The organism is Paenibacillus sp. W2I17 (assembly GCF_030815985.1).
GTDB lineage: Bacteria > Bacillota > Bacilli > Paenibacillales > Paenibacillaceae > Paenibacillus.
In genome coordinates, this window is record NZ_JAUSXM010000001.1 from 6,872,495 (window position 1) to 6,895,615 (window position 23,121).

Below are 23,121 nucleotides of genomic sequence, written 5' to 3' on the forward strand. Positions count from 1 at the left end.
AACGTTATGCCTGAATCAGGGTTGAAAATGTAGGGCTGCAGAAGGTTCGGATTCACCCGCACTGTTGCTGGCAGATACCTTGAACCATCCACTGGTCGATGCGGGTACTCCATAATCCATGGTATTTCCCGCTGTTGTTCCAATTTTGGTGTAAGGAGCCGAGCCTGTTTCACTGTAATATACAGTATAAGTATCTGCGTTTGGACTGGACGCCCATTGAATACGCAGTCCTTGAGTGAGGGCAGATACGCTGACTTGACCAGGTGTGCCTGGGGCTGTCGTTGTTGTATTATCGGTCTGCGTTTCTCCCGGCGTAATGACTGTACCTGGAACTTCAATCGGTTCATCAATCTCTTCTTCCACAGGGGGAGCTACACCAGCACTATTTACTGTAGCACTAGGAGCAGACTCTCTGCCGGCAACATCCACTGCCGTTACATAGAAGGCGAAGTTACCGCCTTGAGCTGCATATGCAGAGAATGATCTGGATTCACCAGTCAGGACAACCTGACCCTGGTTCTGGAATCCTCCACCGTTTACAGAACGGTACAGACGATAACCCACGACATCATTTTCAGGTGTGGCATTAAATGTAATGACAGCTCTCTCACCTGAGGTTGAAATGCGTACGTTGCCTGGTGCCTCAGGAGCTTTGCCGTTATCTGTCCTTGGATCAATCTGTGTTGGCATGTCTGCACCAGCATCTTCAGGAAGATAATAAGCAAGTGACTCATGTCGACTCATACGTGAGAACGCATTTTGCAATTCTTTGATGAGATCCGAGATTGGTTTTTTACGCTTGATTACTGTTTTTTCCTTCAACATGTCCGAAGGTGTTCCATCACGCGGAATATAGTTTACACCATTGTAAGTAATGTACCTGGCTTTGGCTACACCGTCATCGCTATCCTTCGGAACAAACTTGCTGTTGAAAATATCCGTAACAAATTTATCAGTCATGGATGTTGGCAACTTGCCACTATATGCAGACACCGTGCGCGTTTCGATGCCAGACGGTTTTTTGAACGAATCCGTAACGAACAGTTCTTTTTGCGTATCGATCACTTCGTTCAGGATTTTCGACCACAGTTGCTGCGCACGTTTTCTCTGTGATTTACTTTCCAGCGTATTCACGGGCTGTTTGTATCCAACCCACACGCCAAGTGTGACATCTGGTGTATAACCTTCAAACCAGACATCTGCGTAGTTTTGAGTGGAACCCGTTTTACCTACGATTGGCACACTCTTGGAATATTTGTAATTTTCACGTACTTTATCTGCCGTTCCTTCTGTAATAACGGTCCGCAGCATATCGGTCATCAGGTATGCTGTCTGCTCCGAGAAGGCTTGGACAGGTTCAGTATCATGTTTGTAAACGATGTTGCCTTTGGAATCTACAATTTTGCTAATCATGTAAGAATCGTTATATACACCCTTATTGGCGATAGCACCATAGGCACTGGTTAATTCTTCAACGGTTACACCGTATTGGAGACCTCCGAGAACACCGGTCTGAGCCTGATAGTCTTCCTTCTGAATGGTGGTAATCCCCAGTTTCTTGGCGAAGGTCCAAGCCTTCTCGATCCCCACTTCTTCATTAAACAACTTCAGAGCCGGTATATTAAGAGAATAATTCAGTGCTCTGCGGGCAGTGACCAGCCCCTGATACCGATTGTTGGCATTCTTGGCGATGTGGTAGCCGCTCGGACCATTTTTGAGAATGATCGGTGAGTCATCAATAATAGAAGCAGGTTGGACAAGACCCTCATCCAGAGCTGGCAGATAAGCTGCAATAGGTTTCATCGTTGAACCTGGCTGACGTATCATCTGCGTTGCATAGTTCATCTGTTCGTCCTGGAAATCCCGGCCCTCAATCATGCCCAGAATAGCACCGGTTTTGTGATTAATCAGCATGGCAGCAGTTTGCTCTTTTCCTTTGACAGGATCATCTGCTGAGAAATTGCTGTCATCTTCCGCAATGGTACGCATCGTTTTGTAAATACTTTTGTTGATGGTCGTGTATATCCGATATCCACCTGTCCGCAGTTGCGTCTGAGCTTCCTCCAATAATGCACTGCTTTCCTTCTGAGGTGTGGCTGCATCCGTAGCTTTGTCTGTAGATTCAGCTGTGTCGGAATTCAACTGTTTCATCAAAATCTGTGCAGCTTGTCGTTCCGTTTCCATCATAAGATATGGATAAGTGTTGTAAGCCTTGATGGTTTTCGGAGCGAGAGAGCTTTTGATATCAAAAGCAAGAGCTTTGTCATACTCGGACTGATTGATTTTGCCCAATTCAAGCATACGGCGCAGTACCAGATGCTGACGGTTGATTGCGCGGTCAAAATTCTCCTCTACAAAATCACCTTTACCGTTAAAAGCGGAGTAAGAGGAGGGGAGTTGTGGCAATCCAGCAAGATAAGCAGCTTGAGCGATGTTGATTTTTTCTAGATCGTTAATATTGAACAATCCTTTGGCGGCCGCTTTGATTCCGTAAACGTTGTATCCGCTGGAACCATTACCAAAAGGAACTTTGTTCAGATAGGCTGTCATGATCTCGTCTTTGGTCAGGAAACGTTCGAGTCGGAGTGAGAGCAAAATTTCTTTCACTTTCCGATCTTCCGTGCGATCCAGATTCAAAAATACACGACGCGCCAATTGCTGAGTCAGTGTACTACCGCCGGTCTGTACTGATTCTTTCAGCACTTTCTGTTTCACGGCACGTAGGGTTCCGCTCATGTCTACACCTTTATGTTCGTAAAAATGATTGTCTTCAATCGAAATGACAGCATCAATAACCTTCTGTGGGATCTGGTCTGTAGTGACCGGACGCCTGTCTTCTTCCGTACGTAATTGACCGATCGGACTGCCGTCGGCAAAGTAAGCAAAGCCTGTGATGGAGTTTTCGCTGACTTTTTGTTCAATCAGGGCCCTTGAACGGACAGGCTCGTCTTTCACAATGGAACTGACGTATCCCATCAAAGCACCGCCTACAAATAGTGCCCCCATAAATCCAAGGACAACCATCCATTTGACGAAACTTCCCAGTCTGCGGGCAAAGCTGCGTTTGCGTGCAGGCTGTTCATCGGGCTTTTTCTTATTAACATCAACCATTCAGTGTCTTCCTCCTTTTAACAGCACTTATTATAGCATAAAAAGGCGGGTTTGCATGCCTGAGAAATACAAGTAATGGTCGAAATTTGCCATTCTGCCATGCATTATGCTATATATCATGCGATATTGAAGCACATTTCATGAGTTGTAAGCCAAAATAAGCAGGCCACCTCCATGCTGAGGTGCATAGGGTGACCTGAATGATTAGTCGTATTGGAGCTTCTACATTAGGTTTTGAAGCGTTGAATCAGCTCTAATAATTCCTGGGTAAGATTAGCCAGTGAGGCAGACGCCGCCGTAATCTCTTCCATGGATGCGAGTTGTTCCTCAGAGGCAGAGGCAACACGAGTTGCATGATCTGCTGTCTCATGACCAATGGTTTTGAGTTGCACTAACGTGGCATCAACCTGTTGTGATCCAGCTGACATCTGCTGCGCAATGGCTGAGACATGTTCAATCTGCTCATTAACATCTGTAATCTGTGATGAAATGGAGAGGAATAGTTCACCACTTTCATGGATCACTTCCGCTATATGGCTCACCTCGGCATTCCCCTGTTCCATATTTTCAACGAGAGAAAGGACCTCTTGCTGAACGTTATGAATCAACGCTGCAATCTGCGCTGCTGATATTCTGGATTGTTCAGCCAGATTACGAATCTCGGAAGCAACAACACCAAACCCGCGCCCGTGTTCACCTGCTCGTGATGCTTCAATGGAAGCATTAAGGGCAAGTAGATTGGTTTGACGGCTAACTTCCGTGATCATGCCTGTAATATGTCCAATCTCTTCCGAACGTTGACGGAAATTCTCCAGTGCGGTCATGGACGTCTGCACAGAAGAGGTGGCGCTATCGACCATACGCATAGCGGACTGAATCTTATCAGTTCCGATGGTTGTTCGTTCGGCCACAGTTCGCGATGAATCGGATACATCGGATGCGGCCTTTGCAATTCTTCCGATCCCTGCAGATATTTCATTCATGGAACGGGAGGACTCTTGCAGCTCCTGCACCTGTTTACCTGATTTATCTGCAAGTTCGACTCCTGTTAATGCAATCAGTTCGGCGGCTTTACCTGTTTCTTCGGCACCTGCGGTCAACTGTTGGGAGGTGGAGCCGACAGATAAAGCATGTTCGGATATAACCGATATGGTATGTCGCAGGGTATCCATCATCTGATTCATATGACCCGCCATGATGCCAAATTCATCTTTGGATCGTACAGGTAACTTTTGTGTCAAATCCCCGCCAGCCAGCTGTCCAGCGACGATATTAACTTGATTCAATTGCCTTACAATGGAGACGATGGTGTAGGTAACCACACCTGCAAGCAGAAGTACTGCCAGTGCGGCAATCAGTATGGACCAGTTCAAACTGTCATAGAAGGGTTGAAGGATATGGCTCTTTGGCAGCGCCGATACAAGGTACCAGTTTGAATCTGTTCCTTGTAACTTGGCAGGCTCGGCAATAAACAGTTCTTCCCCTACTTGAGGGTCTGTAGCGTAAAACTGAGACTCGCCAGACTGTATACGCTGAATGACTGTCTTCATTTCAGATGGAATTACGGCACCTTCATTAGCCAGTTCCGGTTTGGAGCCGTGTGCAGCAATCTGTCCTTCACTAGTAATAAGCATGGCATAACCCTGATCCGGATTAAGTGATGCTATATTTTGTTGAAAACGATCAATGGCAAAGTCGGCCCCAACAATGCCTAGAAAATTTTTATTTTCATCTAATAGAGGGAGGACAATCGAAACGAGCAGTGTTTCTTTTCCGCCAACCGTGTAGGTAACAGGTTCGGACCAATAGATGGATTTGGTTTTCTTTGGCTGCTGATAGTAAGTACTAGTTTCACCGCTTCCCTCATAAGTAGGCATAGGCTCAAAATGCAGGGAGTTGCCATCACGTATAACGTATGGAACGAATCGACCCGTAGCATCATCATATTCTTTTTTGTTGATGTGCTCCGCATCTTTTCCATCAAAGGCATTTGGTTCCCAGCCCGTATAAAAGCCAAAAACTTTCTCGTCCTTCTTCAGATATTGTTCAAGGAGTCTGACGACTTCTTCACGGTTGAGTGATCCGTTCTGAGCGGCATCCAATAACGTGGTACTCATGGTGTCCAACGTGTTTTTCACCTGATTAATGTCAGTCATAAACTCATTTGTAGCCCGGTTTGCTGCCTGTCCAGCAACGGTTTCGCCGTACTGGAGGCTTTTGTCGTAAATGGATTTGGTATTAAATGCAATCAGGGCTCCAATACAACAGAGTAAAACGATCCCGAGTAAAAGTCCAAGCTTAACAGCGAGCTTGCGATTGCGAAAAAAATGCATGTTTTAATCCCCCTCGATGTCATTCTTGTGATGTATATATGGATGTGTGCTTCTCCTGAAGGGAGTCTATATTTTATATCGTTATTTACGTTCCTATAATGAAGATAATTAAAAAAAAGCATAGAAAAACAGCTGCCGAGAAAATCTCGACAGCTGTTTGGAGTGAAACTTTAATGTGATTGCAACGATTAACGGTTGTAGAACTCGACGATTTGTTTTTCATCGATGTCTTGGGACAATTCAGCACGCTCAGGCAAGCGGATGAATTTACCTTCTACAGCTGCTTCGTTGTATTCAACGTATGCTGGAAGATGCGAACGGCCTTCCAAAGCTTCTTTAATGGAAGAAAGAGCGCGGCTCTTCTCACGCAAGCCGATTACATCGCCAGTGCTTACTTGGTAAGAAGCGATATCGACTTTTTTGCCGTTTACAGTTACGTGACCGTGTGATACCAACTGACGCGCTCCAGCGCGGGAGTTAGCAAACCCAAGGCGGTAAACGAGGTTGTCAAGGCGGCACTCAAGCAAGAACATGAAGTTCTCACCGGCAATACCTTGCATTTTTTGAGCTTTAGAGAACAGTGTGCGGAATTGCTTCTCGCCCAAACCGTACATGTGGCGCAATTTTTGTTTTTCTTGCAATTGCATACCGTAGTTGCTCATTTTTCTGCGTTGGTTAGCTCCGTGCTGACCTGGAGGGAAAGGGCGTTTCAATTCTTTGCCTGTTCCGCTAAGGGAAATGCCGAGGCGACGGCTCAATTTAAATTTAGGACCAGTGTAACGTGCCATGTTTAAAGTAGCTCCTTTTTAGTTAAAGTTCATATTAGGGCTCTGTTTGCGCTCCAATTTGTTGATGCGGGCTTGGCCTCGCATAGAACGATCAGGAAAGTTCAGCCGCTGTCCTGAAAGCAACAAAAAGAATGAGGGTGACACAACCGGTAATGCCCAAATTTAAAGACCCATTAGTAGTCTTCATCAACAATTTATATTACAGTTTAAGAGAAACAAAGTCAAGCGTAGAATAAAAGCAAAAAAACGTCTAAATTTGTCGATAGGTCATTGGGCCTAAAATAATGGGACAATTTTCTGAAATATGGATGCAAAAAAGCTTTAAACAGAGTAAAATAGATTGTATCTTAACTTTAAATCATCTTTATGTAACAAGGTTATCGCAACGAATTTGCAGGTTTGCGATAACGTCTGCAGATTAATGCATCCTGGTGGATGCAAAAACGGTGCAAAGGAGCGCCTGACATGTTAGAACATCTAAGAAGTTTACCTGCCAGCTTGAATTCACGAAGTTCGGGCGATTCCGCATCTTTTGCCGCTCCTCATTCTCATGAAGAGCATGTGTTGTGGATGCAAAAAATGGATATCACACCTTTTGATTTTTCATATTTAGGTAGCTTGCTAGAGCAGGCATACAGTGACTGGAACTCCAAAGTGGGTTCAAGGCTGGCCAGAACATCAACCTTTTACAGCGTGTGGAACACGGAAGGTGATTGCATAGGATACGATAGCTATCATGAAGCTGATCCGGGCGTAAATGCACGCAGGCTGGTATTGGAATGTTTGGATAAGAGACAGGTCCTGTCCCTTAAAGGGACAAGCGAACACGGACAATATCTTATAATAACACATCCCTTATTCTCCAGAACTAACAAGGATATGTTTGCCGTATTCACCGCTGTGATCTATGAATCCAATGGATATGAAACGTCTGAAGCTGTGGTTCAATCTGAGGCATTGCATTATCACACCTGCTTTTACCGAAGATTCGAATACATATTTATGACGGACCTGTTACATGCTCATGAACAAACAGCTCGTGAGGAACACCGGAGGTCCATTCTCTTTCAGATTGTTCAGCGAATGCATGACAAAATGGATGTCGAGGCCATATTGGATGAGGTATTTGACAGTATGGACTACTTGTACCCGGCCACTTATATCAAATTGTATATGTCTCAGGATCAGAACAACTCTGATCCACGGATTAAACCGTTGCTTGTCCACGAACGAGGAGAAGATATTTGTGTGCGTTCATTTATGGAAGGTAAGCTGATCGTTGCTCGCTCACATGATGCAGAGAACCGCATTGTAGATGTAGGGATTCCCCTGAAAGGCAAACAAGGCATATACGGTGTGTTCCATATCGAAATGAATGAAGAGATTATGGAAGAATCGGACTTGCAATTGATTACGATGATGGTAGACACTGCAGGGACGGCCTTTGAGAACGCCAAGTTGCATGAACAATCCAATATGTTAATTCAGGAACTTCGTTTAATTAATGATCTTACACAGCGGTTAAACAAGAGTCTGCATCTTTCGGAGATTTATCAACTTTCCGAGCAAGAGTTAAAGGAAATATTCCAGGCTGAAACGTGTTGCATCCTTCAACTCAATGACAGTACCAATGACTTCGAAGTCATGTCATCTAACGTGAAAGATGTTTTTCACCAATCTTTTTCTGTAGACTACGGTATCGCAGGTTTGGTGTATCGAACAGAGGAACCACTTATTATAGCCAATTATGCGCAATTTGATAAAGTGTCCTCCTTTTTCATGGAAGATACGGGATCCATGTCACTGATTGCATCACCGATCAGAGTTAATGGTGAAGTGAAGGGTGCCATTTTGCTGGGACACAGTAGAGAGCACTACTTTTCATATGATAACTATAGGCTCTTGCAGATGTTATCCATTCATATCGGGCTTGCCCTGTCAAATGCCACGCTGCATGCCGAGGTTCGGCGCTTGGCTAATCTGGATATGTTGACAGGTCTGTACGTGAGGCATTATCTGGACAGTGTGATTCACGAGCGACAGGCTCATGAATTCTGTGGCTCCCTCATTGTGGTGGATATTGATCAGTTCAAACAGGTGAATGATACATTCGGACACCAGACGGGGGATCAAGTATTGAAGCAAGTGAGTGAGATCGTCACCAGCTCTGTTCGCTCGGAGGATGTCTGCGCCAGATGGGGTGGAGAAGAACTGGCGATCTATATGCCACAGGTGAGTGTAAGGCAGGCGTTAGATTATGCGGAAGTGATTCGAAAGAGAGTCGCAGAAGAGACCCGACCGCCCGTTACGGTATCCAGTGGCATCGCAGAGTGGAATTGGATGGATGAAAAGGTCAGTGTAGAGTCCTTGTTTTATCGGGCTGATATGGCTTTGTACAGCGCCAAGAATGGTGGTCGGAACAGAATCGTTGTAGAGGAACAGGATGTAACACGTTAAGAGAGAACAATTCCAATTGCGGAGTCGTTCTCTTTTTTTTTGTGCATCGCAGATCAAGATGTGTATAGAAGGAAGTATAAGCATATACGGGCGGGGCAATCTATGGAGAAAGTTCACGGAAGGGTGAAGATAGACATGTTTAATCGCCATTCGGTACGTACATTATGGTTATTTGTGAGCATCGTGATTATTGGTGTTCCGGGTTGTGGATTAATGCAGCGAGATCAAACGCCTGAGGAGGTTTTTTCCTTGGCTTTATCGGGGATAGCGGGAAAAGAGACGTTGAGTTTTGAAGGAGAGGCAGGACTTCGACGGGAGAATAGTGGGCTGTTCGAGAATCAGTTCAAGTTTGAAGGCAAGCTGGAGAATCATGATCGTCTGACCCTTCAGACCCGATTACCTGGAGAAGTAACTGCTGTGGGGACAGGCATTCAAACAACTGCCGTAAAAAATAATGGACAGCCCAGTGGGTTTAGCGCCTCTTTCGAGCGGAAACAAGGGCAATGGATGGCATTGTCAGCGCAGCATGAGCCGTTGCGCGGATCACTTTCTCGTTTTAATCCAATTGCCCAATTGGAGAAGATTGATGGGATGCACAAAACCATTCAATCGGAGTATGGCGCTGGTCGTCGAACCAGAACATTACGGATTGAACTTGCACCGGAAGACGCCAAATCATGGGCTGTAACCCAGCTAAACGACGAGATGAACGCCATTCGGGCAGAATATATGCATAAGGCAGCTACGGTGAAAGGGGCGCGTAAGGAGAAGCTTGAGAAGGATCTGGAGAAAGTTTGGAAACAGGGCGAAACAACGATGCAACAGATGATGAAACAAGCGAGCGTGCAGACGGTATATCATCTCACGGTAGATCGGAAGAGCAGTCTGCCTCTTCGTTTATCCTCTGAAAGTCAGATGAGTTACACGGACAACAACCGTAAAAGTAACAAAGAAGCCCTTGTCACCGATGTGAACTTCAAGTCATATCAATAAACGAAGTGAGGGACTGCCTACTGACGGGATGACTGTTCGCGTGCTACAATAGTATCGTAATTTACCGTTGTTCAATTCAAGTATGGCAGATGACAGGAGGATTTTACCAAGATGAAAGACCCAAGAATTCAAAAGCTTGCAGCAAACCTGGTGGGCTATTCAGTAGATGTACAGCCTGGTGAAAATGTATTGGTTGAGATGATTGGATCGGAACGTGATCTGATTAACGCCATTATTGAAGAGGTAGGAAAAAAAGGTGGTAACGTCTTTGTACAGTTGACCGATAAAACCGTACAGCGTGCGATGCTGAAAAATGCCACAGAAGAAATGATGAAAACATGGGCAGAGATTGATCTGAACCGTATGAAACAGATGGATTGTTATATCGGTATTCGTGCGGGAGAAAATGTGAATGATCTGTCCGATGTGCCGGAAGAAAAAATGAAAATGTACAATTCATTGTACTCCCACCCGGTACATAGTGAACAACGTGTCAAACATACGAAATGGGTTGTACTGCGTTACCCTAACGCAAGTATGGCGCAACTCGCCAATACAAGTACAGAAGCGTTCGAAGATTTCTACTTCGACGTATGTAACCTGGATTACGCCAAAATGGACAAAGCGCAGGACTCGCTTGCTAACCTGATGAAGCGGACGGATAAAGTTCGTATCACCGGACCAGGAACAGAGCTGAGCTTCTCCATTAAAGATATCGGTGCAGAGAAATGTTCTGGCCAAAAAAATATCCCGGATGGCGAAGTGTACAGTGCCCCTGTGCGTAATTCCGTGAACGGAACGATTAGTTATAACTCGCCAACCCTGTACAATGGAGTGACTTTTGAAAATATCAAGTTCACGTTCAAGGATGGCAAAATTGTTGAAGCGACAAGTAACGATACAGAGCGTTTGAATGAAATCCTGAATTCGGATGAGGGTGCTCGTCATATCGGTGAATTCGCGATTGGATTTAACCCGCATATTCTTCATCCGATGAAAGATATCCTGTTTGATGAAAAAATCGCAGGCAGCTTACACTTTACGCCAGGTCAGGCGTATGAAGAAACCGACAATGGCAACCGCTCGTCTATCCACTGGGATCTCGTATTGATCCAGCGTCCGGATTATGGCGGCGGAGAGATTTATTTTGACGATGTGCTGATTCGTAAAGACGGTATCTTTGTCATTCCTGAGCTGGAATGCTTGAATCCGGACCGTTTGAAGTAGGAACAGGATTTTGCTGTTGCTAGGAAAGCGGATTCACGGTATCATGTAGTGGTAATTAATAGATGATACCAATAGTAAAAAGACGGAGGGATTCCTATGTCGAGTAATAACGCGGCTGTAGTAGAAATTGCTCAAACAGCAGGCAAGTTTACTTCTTCAATCGTGCTTCATTCGGAGAACAAGTATATCGATGTGAAAAGTATTCTCGGATTGTTTACAACGCTGATCAGCACGCACAGCTATGAACTGCATGTTCATGGTCCAGATGCAGTTGAAGCGAAAGCAGCCATGTCAGAAGTATTTGCCAAGCATGGACTGAATGTAAGCATCGCATCTGAGTAATAGCTCTCAAGAAGCACCTTTGCCTTTTTTGGCAGGGGTGTTTTTTGGCATGGAATGATCTGAATACTCGTCTGGACGTGACTGAAACAGGTGGATTAAGCTTCAACAAAAGGCTTAACTTTGCGGTCTTATTTTGGTCAGGTTCTTGTATTAGCTCTTCATTTCGTCTAATATTAGAGGTAGAACGTCTTTACGCGATTTTTGGGACATAGGGGGGAAAAATGCATGACTTCATCTGATCTGCAGGACCAGCTGAATTTGAAAGCGATCAGTCTTCTTCAAGAAGATGCAGATAAAATACAGAAGCTTATTGAAGTACAGATGGAGAATCTGGCTACCCGCTACTGCCCTCTCTATGAGGAAGTATTGGATACACAGATGTATGGGTTCTCCAAAGAAGTTGATTTTGCTGTTCGTGCAGGGCTCCTTCCAGAAGGTGCAGGTAAGCAGCTGGTTAGCGCGCTTGAGCGGAATTTAGCAATTCTATATGAAGCCTTGAACAAGAAGAATGAGCAATAGCCTGCAGATGCGCGGGTCAGAATAGAAGGCATGCAGGCGTTTATGCATGCTTTTTTTGTGCGTCTGAACGGGATGGGGATGCAAGCCAGCCGGAAGGCTTATACAAGCAAAGAGACAGCACCGAATGTAAATTCGGGCTGCCTCTTTTGTTATATAAATTAAACTAAACATTTACACAAAACGGAGAGGACAGAAATAACCTGAAGAAGCGGAGCGTTCGCCTTTATCCCCGGATTTACCCCTTTATAAAAGGAATCAAAAAATCTGGGGATAACAGCGATCGGAAGGTTGTTCTGTCATCGGAGTGTCCAGTGTAAATATTCTTTAGTTCAACTTATATAGCTTGGTGAGGGCCTGGTTACACCAGGAAGAAGGATACACCGAGTATGATATATACCACGAGCAGGAGTAAACCTTCGTACCAATTCGTTGAACCATCTTGGGTAATGGACTTTGCAATAAATACGGATACGCCGATGGCGACCAGTTCAATCGTTGTAAATACGATATCCATGGTTCTGCCTGTGAAGTAGCTGACAAAAATCAGTACAGGAGCAACGAAGAGTGCGATCTGCAAACTGCTGCCGACTGCAATTTCAACGGCGGCTCCAATTTTATTTTTCATGGCAAGCATGATCGCTGCACTGTGTTCGGCCGCATTACCGATGATGGCGACAAGGAATGCACCGACAAACAGTTCGCTAAGTCCAAATTCCGAAGTGAAGACTTCGAGCGTGCCAACCAGCCATTCACTGACAAAGGCAACCATGACTGTTGCGAGCACCAGGTAGAGAATAGATTTTTTCTTGGACCACGCCGGAGCATGCTCATGAGGTAGCTCTTCATCGCGATCTTCAGTAACGTCTGCAAGGTAGTTCTTATGCGTCACCATGGAGAATAGCAACCAGGCAATATACGCGAGAATGAGCAATCCGGCCACGATGAGACTAAGTGTATTGGTGTCTTTCTGTGTAATGGAATGTGTATTGAGAAAGACTGCCGGAATAAACAGGGCAATGATGGCAACAATCATCAGGGAACCATTCAGACCTGCGAGTGAAACATTATAATTCTGAATTTTGAACTTGAGTCCCCCGGCAAAAATACTTAACCCGAGCACTAACAGCAGATTTCCGATGATGGAACCTGTCAGACTTGCTTTGACCATGTCGAACAGTCCCTCTTTGACGAGGAAAATGGCGATGATCAATTCGGCAGCATTGCCGAAGGTGGCATTCAAGAATCCACCTAGCCGCTGTCCGGCGTAGTGGGCCACATTTTCGGTGGCTTTGCCTAAAAAACCGGCCACAAAAATAACCGAAATGGCTGATATCACGAACTGTAGAATCGAATCCCATTTCAAGTAGTGGGCGATGGCACTGAGTGCAAAGAATGCAATCAGCAAAATGGATGAAATCCGGTTTCTCACAACAAACACCTCGGTTATAAATTATTTTGTTTTGAATTACATTGTAAATCGCTTATGAGATTATTTTCATATTTCAATATAACCAAATGGTGGTAGGTTGTAAACGCATCTTTTTGAGTTTAATTTGCTTTTTGGGGTGGAAAGGATTTAAAATACGAGTAACGAAGTGAAGGAGGATGTGGCATGGCAGAACAACTTCAACTGGAGAGCGGAAACATCCGGATTGCCGATGACGTGGTTGCAAAAATTGCCGGAATGGCTGCAATGGAAACACCCGGAATTGCCGCAATGTCTGGAGGATTGTCAGAGGGCTGGGCGAAGCGACTCAGCGGTAAAAACGTACAGAAAGGCGTGAGCGTTGAGGTCGGCCAGCTGGAAGCAGCCATTGACCTGCGCATCATCGTCCTGTACGAAACCCCGATTCATGAAGTTTCCCGTATGCTTCAGCAGAATGTAAGAGAAGCGGTAGAGACCATGACCGGATTACGCGTGGTTGAAGTCAATGTAAAGGTAGAAGGCGTATCTTTCAAAGGCGACGATCTGTAGAATTCGCAATCCGCAATGGAGGACAGAGCGATATTGACCTGTTCTTCATCTTGATAGACAGAATTGTACCGAGTACACAGAAAAAGGCTGCGCATCCATTGGGTGCACAGCCTTTTTTGAGTTGTTTTTTTATCGAATCCGACGGATGGACTCCCGTGAACGAAGAGCAGGAGAGGTACGAGTCTGTGTCTGTACAGTTACGGACTTGGTTTTCTCTTCCTTGATCACGTCCAGATTGTTGGTGCGTGAGATACTGAGCAGAATGCCCATGGCAACCATCATTACAAAGAGTGAGGTACCCCCATAACTGATAAACGGAAGCGTGACCCCCGTCACCGGAATGGTCTGAGTTACACCACCAATGTTGATAAATGCTTGAATCGCAATCAGTCCCATGATACCTATGCCGACCAATGTTCCGAATGGATCGGGACAGCGGAGAGAGACAATAATTCCGCGCCAGATGAAGTACAGGTAAACAAGCAGGAATAATGCACTTCCGATGAATCCGAGTTCTTCCCCAATTACGGAGAAAATAAAGTCATTATACGCATTTGGCAAATAGTGCAGCTTCATCGTACCTTGTCCAATCCCGGAACCTGTCATGCCGCCATCACCAATGGCAACAAGAGAACGGTAGAGGTTAAGACTTCCACCATTAATATCGGATAATGGATCAAGAAAAGCCTGAATACGTCCGATCTTGTAGTTCTGCTCCGCAGTCACTGCTGTTGTAGCAGTCGTTGTGTCGGAAGGAGACATGGAAGAAAACAGGGAATTCGCTCCAAACGCCAGTGCCCCACCGAGTACAACCAGGAGAATCGAACCCAGGATATGTTTCATACTGGCTCCACCGGCATAGATCAAGAGACCACAGGTGGACACCAGAATGAAGGTGGTACCGAAGTCTGGTTGCAGCATAATCAGCCCTGCGATGAATCCAACGATGAACAAGACGGGAACATAACCTGTCTTGAAAACCCTGAATTTCTCACCTTTTTTGGTAATAAGAGCAGAGAGATAGAGAATGATAGCAATTTTTGCGAATTCCGCAGGCTGAAGACTGAAACCAAAAATGTGAATCCAGCTTCGTGCGCCGTTTAATACCGCGCCTGTGACCAACACAATTACCAGCATGACCGTAGTAAGCAGGAAAAAGGGTGCATAGAGCTTTTTGTACTTGTTGAAGCGGATATTCATGGCAAAAAACATGCCAAATAGACCGATAATCGCCCACATAAGTTGTTTTTTCGTGAAGTAAAGGGCATCATTGTTAAATCTTTCGCTTGCGATTGCAATGCTGGAACTGGAGCTGAATACCATCACCAGTCCAAAGCCCACCAACAATAAAGTGAGGATTAGCAGTTGAAAATCCGGCGTGCCTCTCTTCGTTTTCGTTTGGGCCGTTTGTTGTTTCATCGTTTGGCCCAGCCTATGCTTCCAGCAGTTCTTTAAGCTGCTGTAATTTTTCGGCTGCCAGCTTCACGACTGGTTGCGGAACGGAAGAGTCATAATCCAGGCCGTGAGGGAAAGTGGCTTTGCCAAGGTACACTGCTTCAACAGCAAGAACGGTATCCGGTTTTTCCAATTTTCCTTCCACTGCGCGGGTATTAATGCGTACAAAGTATTCTGAGTTGGTTTGTTCATCTTCAATTTTGTAGTCATATGTAGCACGGTAATATTCCCATTGCCACCGGACAAATCCGACTTTCTCGGCGCTCTCATCCAGGTATGCCAAGTCGCTCTTCAAGCCATCCAAGCCTGTATTCTCAAAAATCATAAGCGTTTGATCCTCCTCATAAGCTTCCGAGTATAAATTCTCGAGTATTTCTCTAGTTCATGATAGTATGTTTCCCCTTCCCGTGCAAGCTTTCCCAAGGCGTTTCGTATCGGTTTTCTTCCAATTCTGCTACAATATATAGCAATAGGTTTGAAGAGGAAGGCTCGGGCTTGATATAAGTCCCGTTTCAAGATTGAAAGGGTGGAGAGACATGACTAATAATATATGGTGGGAAGATCTGCAGATCCACATGGTGGAATGGCGGCGTCACCTTCATCGCAATCCAGAGGTTTCCTTTCATGAGGAGAAGACATCCTCTTTTGTAGCGGATATGTTGGAGAGTTTTGGCGTTGAAGTGAGGCGTCATGTTGGTGGTCACGGGGTCATTGGTACAATCCGTGGGGACAAGCCGGGTCCTGTCGTCATGCTGCGAGCCGATATGGACGCACTGCCAATTCAGGATGAGAAGAATATCGAGTATGCTTCACAACAAGCAGGAGCGATGCATGCATGCGGTCACGATGGTCATATCTCAACCCTGCTCGGTACGGCATTGTATTTCAGCCGTCATAAGCAGGAGATCCGAGGCGAGATTCGCTTTTTGTTCCAGCCAGCAGAAGAATTGCTTCCGGGCGGTGCAGTCCAGGTCATTGAGGACGGTGCGCTTGAAGGTGTGGATGTCATATATGGCATTCATCTGTGGACCCCGCTGCCTGTAGGTGTTGTTGCCAGTAAAGCAGGACCGATGATGGCTGCGGCGGACGATTTTTACATTGAGATCAAAGGCAAAGGTGGACATGGCGGGATGCCACAATCCACGATAGATAGTCTTATCGCGGGTTCTGCGCTTGTGATGCAGCTTCAGACCGTTGTCAGTCGTTCGGTGGATCCATTACAACCGGCGGTGCTGACCATTGGTACAATGCAGGCAGGCTCGGCTCAGAATGTAATTGCAGAGCAATGCAAAATGAGCGGTACGGTAAGAACATTTGATGAAGAGACCCGAAACGGGATGAAAGAGCGCGTGCTTACCATGGTAGCCCAGACAGGGGCAGCCTATGGGGCAGAGACGCAAGTGAAATATATTATGGGATATCCGCCTGTGGTGAATGATGAACAAGAGACAGCACGTTTCTTCAGAGAGGCTACAGAATTATTTGGGGCAGAACGAGTGCAAGCATCCCCGATGCTGATGCCAGCGGAAGATTTCGCGTATTATCTGCAGAAGGTTCCAGGGTGCTTTATGTTTGTTGGAGCAGGCAACCCGGATAAAAATGCGATCTATCCGCATCATCATCCGATGTTTGATTTTGATGAAGACGCGATGCAGACGGCCGTGAAATTATTTATCGCCATGGCCAAAGGTTACACAGCAGAATGACTTTAGATGCAGTTGGGCATCCTGTTCATACCAAGGTATGGGCAGGATGTTTTTTTTGTGGATTTTATTAGAGGTTGTTCCAAAAGTCCACTTTTCGGTACTGAAAATCAGACTTTTTGAACTCGAAATTGTAGCGGTTCATTTTCGGAAGCTGCCGGAACTGGACTTTTTTGTGATAGGAGGAAGGCTCCAAATGGAAGGAACAGAACGTATGGTAAGAACGGATGCTTGTATCGTTCAGCGAGATTTTACAGTTTTGCTGGAAGTTGGCCACCCCGGATTCGAAAGAGCAAGAGAGCAGCTTGGGATGTATTCAGAACTGGTTAAGACACCAGCAGCGTTTCATACCTATCGAATCACTCCGTTATCGCTCTGGAATGCGGCTGCGCTGGGATGGAATGCAGATCAAGTCATCGCAAGTCTGGAGCTGGTATCCCGCTGGAACGTGCCTGCTGCACTCATACAGGATGTTCGGAGAATCATGGATCAGTATGGCAAATTAAAGCTGCATTCCGAAGCAGATCACACCAGAATGCGTCTTTACAGTGAGGATGAGCGGTTACTGGATGAATTAAGTGGATTGAAATCGATAGCTGCCTTTCGTATGGAACGTAAGGACGCTCATGAACTTTTGCTCCCAGGAGAACAGCGAGGGTTATTAAAAAGGGAATTAACACGTTTGGGATACCCCGTACTTGATTACGTGGGGTATCGAGAGGGGACCAAGCTTTCATTTGATTGGCGCTCTAATGATCCAGGGGACCACTCTGAGCGATTTGCGCTGCGTTCTTACCAGAGAGAGGCTGTGGATGCATTCGAAGGCAGTGAGGGCATGGGAGGAAGTGGTTTACTCGTACTTCCTTGTGGGGCAGGCAAAACGGTCATTGGCATGGCCGTTCTGGAGCGGCTTCAATGTGAATGCTTGATTTTGACGTCCAATACAACGTCTGTGCGACAGTGGATTCAGGAAATTCAAGACAAAACCACGATTACCAGCGAACAGATTGGTGAGTATTCAGGTCAGAAAAAACAGGTGAAACCTGTGACTGTAGCTACATATCAGATTCTTACACACCGGAAATCAAAGGATGCTGATTTTACACATATCAAACTGCTCAGTGAGCGGCAATGGGGGCTGATCATATATGATGAAGTACATTTGCTGCCAGCACCAGTGTTTCGTGCAACTGCGGATATTCAAGCTACGCGAAGGCTGGGATTAACCGCCACATTGGTTCGAGAGGATGGCTGTGAACAGGATGTGTTTTCGTTGATTGGTCCAAAGCTCTATGATATGCCGTGGAAACAACTGGAGCAGCAAGGGTGGATTGCCGATGTACAATGTCAGGAGATACGTATCCCGTTTTCCCCGGAACTAAGATCAAATTATCTGCAAGCCGAGGTTAAACATCAATTTCGATTGGCTGCCGAGAATCCGGCGAAGGTACATGTAGTTAAGCGTTTGCTGGAACGTCATCGGGATTTGCCTGCGCTAGTGATTGGACAATATCTGGATCAGTTAGAGTTGATTGCCCGGGAAATTGAAGCACCTCTGATCTCGGGAACCATGTCACAGCAAGAGCGAATCAAATGGTTTGCCGCTTTTCGACGAGGGGAGATTAAAACGATTGTTGTATCCAAAGTTGCCAATTTTGCTGTGGATCTGCCCGATGCTGCTGTTGCACTTGAGATATCCGGAAGTTTCGGGTCAAGACAGGAAGAGGCACAGCGTTTGGGGAGAATTCTGAGACCAAAAGCTGGAGAAAACAAAGCATATTTCTATGCACTGGTATCAGAGGACAGTAAGGAACAGGAGTTTGCATTAAATCGTCAGATGTTCTTGGTGGAGCAGGGATATGAATATGCCATCGTGCATGAGAACGAATAGTTCATTTATACTCGCGAAAAGAGGAGGGATTGGGATATGTCTTCATTTCAACCAATAGATGAGCCTGTGGTACTGAACCTTGATTCATGGTCAAAGCTTACTTTGGTGGAGCAAAAAGTGCTTGGTGCAATTTTTCACAAACATGCCGGTCAGCCTTTTTCCTCCCTCCTGCCCCGAGAACAGTGGGCCATCGAAGGACTAAGTGTCGCAGAAGCCAAATCTTCATTTTCCAACCTTAGGCAGCAAAGATGGATTGAATCTGTATATAAGAGTTGGGGAGAGCGACTATTCTATATTCCTGCTTCGTTGATGGACACATTGACGCTTGCTTACGCACAAAGAGTGGGTATAACCGTTAAACAGATGGCACAGCATGCTTATGTATTACAGGAAGGAAAGCCGGATATTGCTGCAGAGCTGCTTCATCTGATCGCGTGGATCGAAAGAGAAGGACTTCCTTTGACAGGGAAGGGCACTATACATAAGAAAAGTGTTCAAAAATTAAGTGTGATCACGGTGTTATCTTCGACAGACTTTGATGGTTTGGGCATCCGATATGAACATTCGGATTTATATCCGACCCACGTAGCAATCCTTCTGGATCTACTGCTCAGTCTGAATCTGGTCCAGAAGTCAGAAGGCCAAATTCAGATTGTAGATCATCGATTACAAACATGGTTGAAGCTCTCGTGGAGACAGATGCAGCGGGAAATATATCAAGCGTGTATGGAAAGATACGGAGAAGCTGAACCCGCGTTGCAGCATTTCCGTTATCAATTGGCATTGTTTGCTCCAGAAAAAAACATATGGTGCCATATAGAGAATTCGGAATTGAAACCACGGGTCAGGGGCTGGCTCTACGCACTGGCTGGCTGGGGTTATGGTGAAGTAGGAGAAGATCAGTCGGGAGCGCTGGCATTCCGTTGGCTGATTGAACCGCAGACCCTGTTATATCCAGAACGCGAGATTGTAAGTGAGTCGGAGCCATGTGGATTTTACATGCAGCCTGATTTCGAAATGTTGGTGCCGCCGGAAGCAGGGCCTGATGTAATCTGGATGCTGGAGCAATACGCAGAACGGGTGACGCGTGATCGAATGTCCATCTACCGTATGACAAGAGAACGATTCATTTCGGCCATAGCCAGTGGGTATGGACTACATGAAGTGATGGAGTTTCTGGATCAATATGCGCTGACAGGTATACCGGAGAATGTACGGATTGCGTTAGCAGATTGGGGCAAGGAGACGGATGCTGCACCATTGACTGTAGATAGAAGTATGGAGGTAATGGAGGAAAGTACAGGCTCCGCAGATGATCCGAAGTTATTAGAAAAGGATATGTTGAGCGGTGTATATTCTTCTTTCTACACTCCCGATAATCAAGGTCTGGTTGATGTTCCTGCATCTCTGCATGGGTTGGAGCGTGATCATTCTGTCATTGAGAAGAAGTTCTCTCTGTTGGGATTTGAGGAGATACCGGAGACCTGGTACAAGGAGTGGCGTCGATATCATAGTTCAACAGCCCGACAGATTGCTGCCAAAGCTATTGAGTGGCAGACCAAGCTGGGGATACAACAGGAAAATCGTACGCAATACCTCATTCCACATCAGGTAGAGGGTCATGAACAATGGACTTTAAGCGGTTGGTGCATGTTGGATTCAAGTGAAAATACATTAGAGACGGAATGGCGTACATTCTCCCCGTCAGAGTGGGATACAATGCGTCTTATCCTGCCAGATGATGTCATAACCTGACTATTTCACGTGAATATCAGGTTGAAAGGCGAATTTTCAAGTTCCCCCTATTTCTAATTGCAGGAAAAACTCTTCTTAACTATTCATGGATATGCTATGATGAGGTAGTCTACGTTAAGTAGAACTTTATATATAGATAGGATGAATATTTCATGAGCGTAGCGGAAATGAACACGGTCGATATGGCCCAAGTGTTAACGGGCGCATATGAACTGGGCGACATGATTAACCAATCTGCCGAAGTATCGGATTATTTATATTGGAAGCAGCAAGTCGAGACTACCCCTGAGATTCAGATGGGGATTCGGAAGCTGAATGCCAAGAAGGAATTGTTTGAAGAAACACAGCGTTTCGGTCATTTTCACCCGGATTATCATGCAGCAAAAGACCAGGTGAAGGCTCTGGAACAGGAGTTGGAAAATTTCGAGGCGGTAATCCGCTTCAAACAGGCAGAGAAGTCCCTGGATGATATGTTATTCCAGATGTCAGAGACCATTGCATTTGCAGTGTCAACGACCATTAAAGTACCGAGCAATGACCCGAATCCGAAGGGCGGCTGCGGTAGTGGCGGCAAGTGTGGTTGCAGTTAAGTAATCATTATAGAAGGGCGGGGAACGATGATGTTTGCGGAAAGGACAGGATTCATTATTTGGGTCAGTGATTTGAAGGCTGCCCGTAATCTCGAAAAATATGGCACCGTGCATTATATCTCCCGCCGTATGCATTATGTGGTCATGTATGTTAATGCAGAACGGGCAGATGATACGATGAAAAATGTGAAGCGACTTTCCTATGTGCGCAAGATCGAACGCTCGTATCGTAATGAGATCAAAACCGAGTATGCCAGCAAAACGATGGACAAAACGAGCTTTTACGGAATATAGACGAGAAACTGGAGGGACCCTTTGGGGTCGCTCTTTTCTTGAATTATACACAAATTGGCTATTGTGAAAAAAAGTTAAACTTACGCCTTGAGGTTGCGGGACTAATGTTGTAATATATTTGGTAATAAATAGATAGAAAGTCCTATCTGGTGGAGAGTGATTCCCATGCGTGATAAGGTGATGCAACGTTGGAGCACCTACGAGCCGTTTTTCGTGGCTCTTGGAGACAAGAAAGTGGCCGACATCGTCATTACCCATCATGCCAAGATGCGGTATGCAGACCGTATTGAGCCTGCACGTAGTGATGATGACCATATTGCGGCGTGGTTATGGGAGTGTCTGAAGCAGGACCGTATAACACCATACTACCGTAATGAACAGGACGTCTACCTGATTGATGAGGATCTGGTGGTGGTCGCCGAATTTTCCGAACTTGAAGGAGAATATGATATTGCGGGCAACCCGTTGCACAAAATGATTGTAGTTACGTTTCTGGGACGCATGTCGGAGACCATTGAGTTGAGGGACCTGAAATCATATTATTCATGGTTAAGACATTCAAGAAGGATGACTTTGGTCAAAAATAGCCGCAAGCATAAGTAAGTTGAGTAGATTCAATATGTTGAAATCATAGATTCAAGTATTATCGCATGCAGACAAGCTGCATGCTTTTTTTGTTGCCAAGCGGGAAATCGGCTACAATGTAGAGAGTGTAATCGAAGAGGGGCGAAGATATGAATTTTCACCAATTGCATATTTTTTATACGGTAGCAGAGAAGGGGAGTTTCTCGGCGGCTGCACAAGCATTACATATGACTCAACCGGCAGTAACGATGCAGATTCAATCATTGGAGGACTATTTTGGGACCAAATTATTGCATCGTTCCACCAAAAAAATAGAATTATCCGAGGCTGGCCGGACTTTATTACCTCATGCGAAACGGAGTGTAGAGCTGGTCAGACAGACGGACGAAGCGATGTCGGCGTTTACCCAGATGTTACAGGGCCGACTCCAGCTGGGAGCCAGCTTAACGATCGGGGAATATGTGCTTCCACGCATGCTCGGACCATTTGCACTTCAGTATCCCGATATTTCAATTGTCATGAAAGTGATGAATACAACGCAAATTATGGATGATATATTGAAGCACCAGCTTAATTTTGGTCTGATTGAAGCGCCAGTGCACCACCCGGACATGATTGTGGAGCCTGTCATGCAGGACGAGCTGAAACTGATTGTACCTGCCGGACATGATTTGGCTAAGCGTAGCAAAGTGAATATTGAGGATGTAATGAATTATCCTTTTGTGCTGCGTGAGAAGGGTTCGGGTACTCGTCAGGTGATGGAAGACCAATTGCAAAAGAAAAAGATTGATCCACAGGATATGAATGTTGTGATGGAACTTGGCAGTACAGGAGCGGTAAAATCGGCCGTAGAGGCAGGGGTAGGCATTACGATGTTATCTCCTTCTTCGGTGCAGCATGAACTGGCTCTGGGACTCGTTCATATTGTGGATATCCGCGGACTCGAATTCAAAAGGCAGTTCTATGCTATCCATCTAAAATCGTCCTTGTTGCCCCTGTCAGCAGTCGCTTTCCTGAATTATCTGCGCCAGCAGGAGCAGCCTAAGTCGGTACACAAGACAGGGAAGTCATAATAGCCGGAAACTCAATGATAGATGAGATTT

General features: G+C 45.6%; 19 protein-coding genes. 13 read left to right on the top strand and 6 right to left on the bottom strand.

Annotation, left to right across the window (positions count from 1 at the left end):
• Positions 1-15: 15 nt before the first annotated feature.
• The 3 genes from QF041_RS30610 to rpsD all read right to left on the bottom strand — a co-directional run bounded on the left by QF041_RS30610 (position 16) and on the right by rpsD (position 6,232).
• The gene (locus QF041_RS30610; RefSeq protein ID WP_307416790.1) at positions 16-3,111 is read right to left on the bottom strand and encodes a transglycosylase domain-containing protein; all 3,096 of its coding nucleotides are present in this window, start codon (positions 3,109-3,111) and stop codon (positions 16-18) included.
• A 227-nt stretch (positions 3,112-3,338) separates the two neighbouring features.
• Positions 3,339-5,444, bottom strand: coding sequence for a methyl-accepting chemotaxis protein (locus tag QF041_RS30615; protein WP_307416791.1), 2,106 nt, complete (start codon positions 5,442-5,444; stop codon positions 3,339-3,341).
• Between the two features lie 188 nt (positions 5,445-5,632).
• Positions 5,633-6,232, bottom strand: coding sequence for a 30S ribosomal protein S4 (rpsD, locus tag QF041_RS30620; RefSeq protein ID WP_307416792.1), 600 nt, complete (start codon positions 6,230-6,232; stop codon positions 5,633-5,635).
• Between the two features lie 465 nt (positions 6,233-6,697).
• Between rpsD and QF041_RS30625 the strand changes: the two genes are divergently transcribed.
• The 5 genes from QF041_RS30625 (at position 6,698) to QF041_RS30645 (ending at position 11,770) form a co-directional block, all read left to right on the top strand.
• Positions 6,698-8,689 (top strand): sensor domain-containing diguanylate cyclase, encoded by a 1,992-nt coding sequence (locus tag QF041_RS30625; protein WP_307416793.1) that lies wholly within the window; start codon positions 6,698-6,700, stop codon positions 8,687-8,689.
• Positions 8,690-8,791: 102 nt separating this feature from the next.
• Positions 8,792-9,682 (top strand): hypothetical protein, encoded by an 891-nt coding sequence (locus QF041_RS30630; protein WP_133120418.1) that lies wholly within the window; start codon positions 8,792-8,794, stop codon positions 9,680-9,682.
• 111 nt (positions 9,683-9,793) lie between these two features.
• Complete coding sequence (locus QF041_RS30635; protein WP_076328038.1) at positions 9,794-10,909, top strand: aminopeptidase; 1,116 nt, start codon at positions 9,794-9,796, stop codon at positions 10,907-10,909.
• Positions 10,910-11,005: 96 nt separating this feature from the next.
• Positions 11,006-11,251, top strand: a complete 246-nt coding sequence (locus QF041_RS30640; protein ID WP_036614658.1) for an HPr family phosphocarrier protein — start codon at positions 11,006-11,008, stop codon at positions 11,249-11,251.
• Positions 11,252-11,476: 225 nt separating this feature from the next.
• Positions 11,477-11,770 carry an Fpa/YlaN family protein gene (locus QF041_RS30645; RefSeq protein WP_017687426.1) on the top strand — a complete coding sequence of 98 codons (294 nt, stop codon included), beginning with the start codon at positions 11,477-11,479 and terminating at the stop codon, positions 11,768-11,770.
• A 358-nt stretch (positions 11,771-12,128) separates the two neighbouring features.
• On the opposite strand, the gene cax is transcribed toward QF041_RS30645, so the two are convergent.
• Positions 12,129-13,199: a calcium/proton exchanger gene (gene cax / locus QF041_RS30650; RefSeq protein WP_036674882.1), complete on the bottom strand. Its 1,071-nt coding sequence runs from the start codon at positions 13,197-13,199 to the stop codon at positions 12,129-12,131.
• A 183-nt stretch (positions 13,200-13,382) separates the two neighbouring features.
• On the opposite strand from cax, the gene QF041_RS30655 reads away from it, so the two are divergent.
• Entirely contained in the window at positions 13,383-13,745 is a 363-nt protein-coding gene (locus tag QF041_RS30655; protein ID WP_017687428.1) for an Asp23/Gls24 family envelope stress response protein, read from the top strand.
• Positions 13,746-13,874: 129 nt separating this feature from the next.
• On the opposite strand, the gene ftsW is transcribed toward QF041_RS30655, so the two are convergent.
• On the bottom strand, positions 13,875-15,164 hold the full coding sequence (gene ftsW / locus QF041_RS30660; protein ID WP_307416794.1) for a putative lipid II flippase FtsW: 1,290 nt from the start codon (positions 15,162-15,164) through the stop codon (positions 13,875-13,877).
• 13 nt (positions 15,165-15,177) lie between these two features.
• Complete coding sequence (locus QF041_RS30665) at positions 15,178-15,525, bottom strand: YugN family protein (RefSeq protein WP_074095774.1); 348 nt, start codon at positions 15,523-15,525, stop codon at positions 15,178-15,180.
• A 211-nt stretch (positions 15,526-15,736) separates the two neighbouring features.
• On the opposite strand from QF041_RS30665, the gene QF041_RS30670 reads away from it, so the two are divergent.
• The 7 genes from QF041_RS30670 (at position 15,737) to QF041_RS30700 (ending at position 23,091) form a co-directional block, all read left to right on the top strand.
• Positions 15,737-16,906: a M20 family metallopeptidase gene (locus QF041_RS30670; protein ID WP_307416795.1), complete on the top strand. Its 1,170-nt coding sequence runs from the start codon at positions 15,737-15,739 to the stop codon at positions 16,904-16,906.
• A 193-nt stretch (positions 16,907-17,099) separates the two neighbouring features.
• Positions 17,100-18,794, top strand: coding sequence for a DNA repair helicase XPB (locus QF041_RS30675; protein ID WP_307416796.1), 1,695 nt, complete (start codon positions 17,100-17,102; stop codon positions 18,792-18,794).
• 36 nt (positions 18,795-18,830) lie between these two features.
• On the top strand, positions 18,831-20,549 hold the full coding sequence (locus tag QF041_RS30680; protein WP_307416797.1) for a helicase-associated domain-containing protein: 1,719 nt from the start codon (positions 18,831-18,833) through the stop codon (positions 20,547-20,549).
• Positions 20,550-20,701: 152 nt separating this feature from the next.
• The gene (locus tag QF041_RS30685) at positions 20,702-21,139 is read left to right on the top strand and encodes a YlbF/YmcA family competence regulator (protein ID WP_036614642.1); all 438 of its coding nucleotides are present in this window, start codon (positions 20,702-20,704) and stop codon (positions 21,137-21,139) included.
• 30 nt (positions 21,140-21,169) lie between these two features.
• The gene (locus QF041_RS30690; protein WP_026080981.1) at positions 21,170-21,433 is read left to right on the top strand and encodes a YlbG family protein; all 264 of its coding nucleotides are present in this window, start codon (positions 21,170-21,172) and stop codon (positions 21,431-21,433) included.
• 165 nt (positions 21,434-21,598) lie between these two features.
• Positions 21,599-22,036 carry a hypothetical protein gene (locus QF041_RS30695; RefSeq protein WP_017687436.1) on the top strand — a complete coding sequence of 146 codons (438 nt, stop codon included), beginning with the start codon at positions 21,599-21,601 and terminating at the stop codon, positions 22,034-22,036.
• Positions 22,037-22,167: 131 nt separating this feature from the next.
• Complete coding sequence (locus QF041_RS30700; protein WP_307416798.1) at positions 22,168-23,091, top strand: selenium metabolism-associated LysR family transcriptional regulator; 924 nt, start codon at positions 22,168-22,170, stop codon at positions 23,089-23,091.
• Positions 23,092-23,121 lie beyond the last annotated feature (30 nt).

Bases quoted from the DNA above. Each gene is read 5' to 3' on its own strand.
- QF041_RS30615 (WP_307416791.1), bottom strand. From the start codon at position 5,444: ATGCATTTTTTTCGCAATCGCAAGCTCGCTGTTAAGCTTGGACTTTTA.
- QF041_RS30640 (WP_036614658.1), top strand. From the start codon at position 11,006: ATGTCGAGTAATAACGCGGCTGTAGTAGAAATTGCTCAAACAGCAGGC.
- QF041_RS30700 (WP_307416798.1), top strand. From the start codon at position 22,168: ATGAATTTTCACCAATTGCATATTTTTTATACGGTAGCAGAGAAGGGG.
- QF041_RS30625 (WP_307416793.1), top strand. From the start codon at position 6,698: ATGTTAGAACATCTAAGAAGTTTACCTGCCAGCTTGAATTCACGAAGT.
- QF041_RS30690 (WP_026080981.1), top strand. From the start codon at position 21,170: ATGTTTGCGGAAAGGACAGGATTCATTATTTGGGTCAGTGATTTGAAG.
- QF041_RS30610 (WP_307416790.1), bottom strand. From the start codon at position 3,111: ATGGTTGATGTTAATAAGAAAAAGCCCGATGAACAGCCTGCACGCAAA.
- QF041_RS30670 (WP_307416795.1), top strand. From the start codon at position 15,737: ATGACTAATAATATATGGTGGGAAGATCTGCAGATCCACATGGTGGAA.
- QF041_RS30695 (WP_017687436.1), top strand. From the start codon at position 21,599: ATGCGTGATAAGGTGATGCAACGTTGGAGCACCTACGAGCCGTTTTTC.
- QF041_RS30630 (WP_133120418.1), top strand. From the start codon at position 8,792: ATGGAGAAAGTTCACGGAAGGGTGAAGATAGACATGTTTAATCGCCAT.
- QF041_RS30675 (WP_307416796.1), top strand. From the start codon at position 17,100: ATGGAAGGAACAGAACGTATGGTAAGAACGGATGCTTGTATCGTTCAG.
- QF041_RS30635 (WP_076328038.1), top strand. From the start codon at position 9,794: ATGAAAGACCCAAGAATTCAAAAGCTTGCAGCAAACCTGGTGGGCTAT.
- QF041_RS30665 (WP_074095774.1), bottom strand. From the start codon at position 15,525: ATGATTTTTGAGAATACAGGCTTGGATGGCTTGAAGAGCGACTTGGCA.
- QF041_RS30685 (WP_036614642.1), top strand. From the start codon at position 20,702: ATGAGCGTAGCGGAAATGAACACGGTCGATATGGCCCAAGTGTTAACG.
- QF041_RS30645 (WP_017687426.1), top strand. From the start codon at position 11,477: ATGACTTCATCTGATCTGCAGGACCAGCTGAATTTGAAAGCGATCAGT.
- rpsD (WP_307416792.1), bottom strand. From the start codon at position 6,232: ATGGCACGTTACACTGGTCCTAAATTTAAATTGAGCCGTCGCCTCGGC.
- QF041_RS30680 (WP_307416797.1), top strand. From the start codon at position 18,831: ATGTCTTCATTTCAACCAATAGATGAGCCTGTGGTACTGAACCTTGAT.
- ftsW (WP_307416794.1), bottom strand. From the start codon at position 15,164: ATGAAACAACAAACGGCCCAAACGAAAACGAAGAGAGGCACGCCGGAT.
- QF041_RS30655 (WP_017687428.1), top strand. From the start codon at position 13,383: ATGGCAGAACAACTTCAACTGGAGAGCGGAAACATCCGGATTGCCGAT.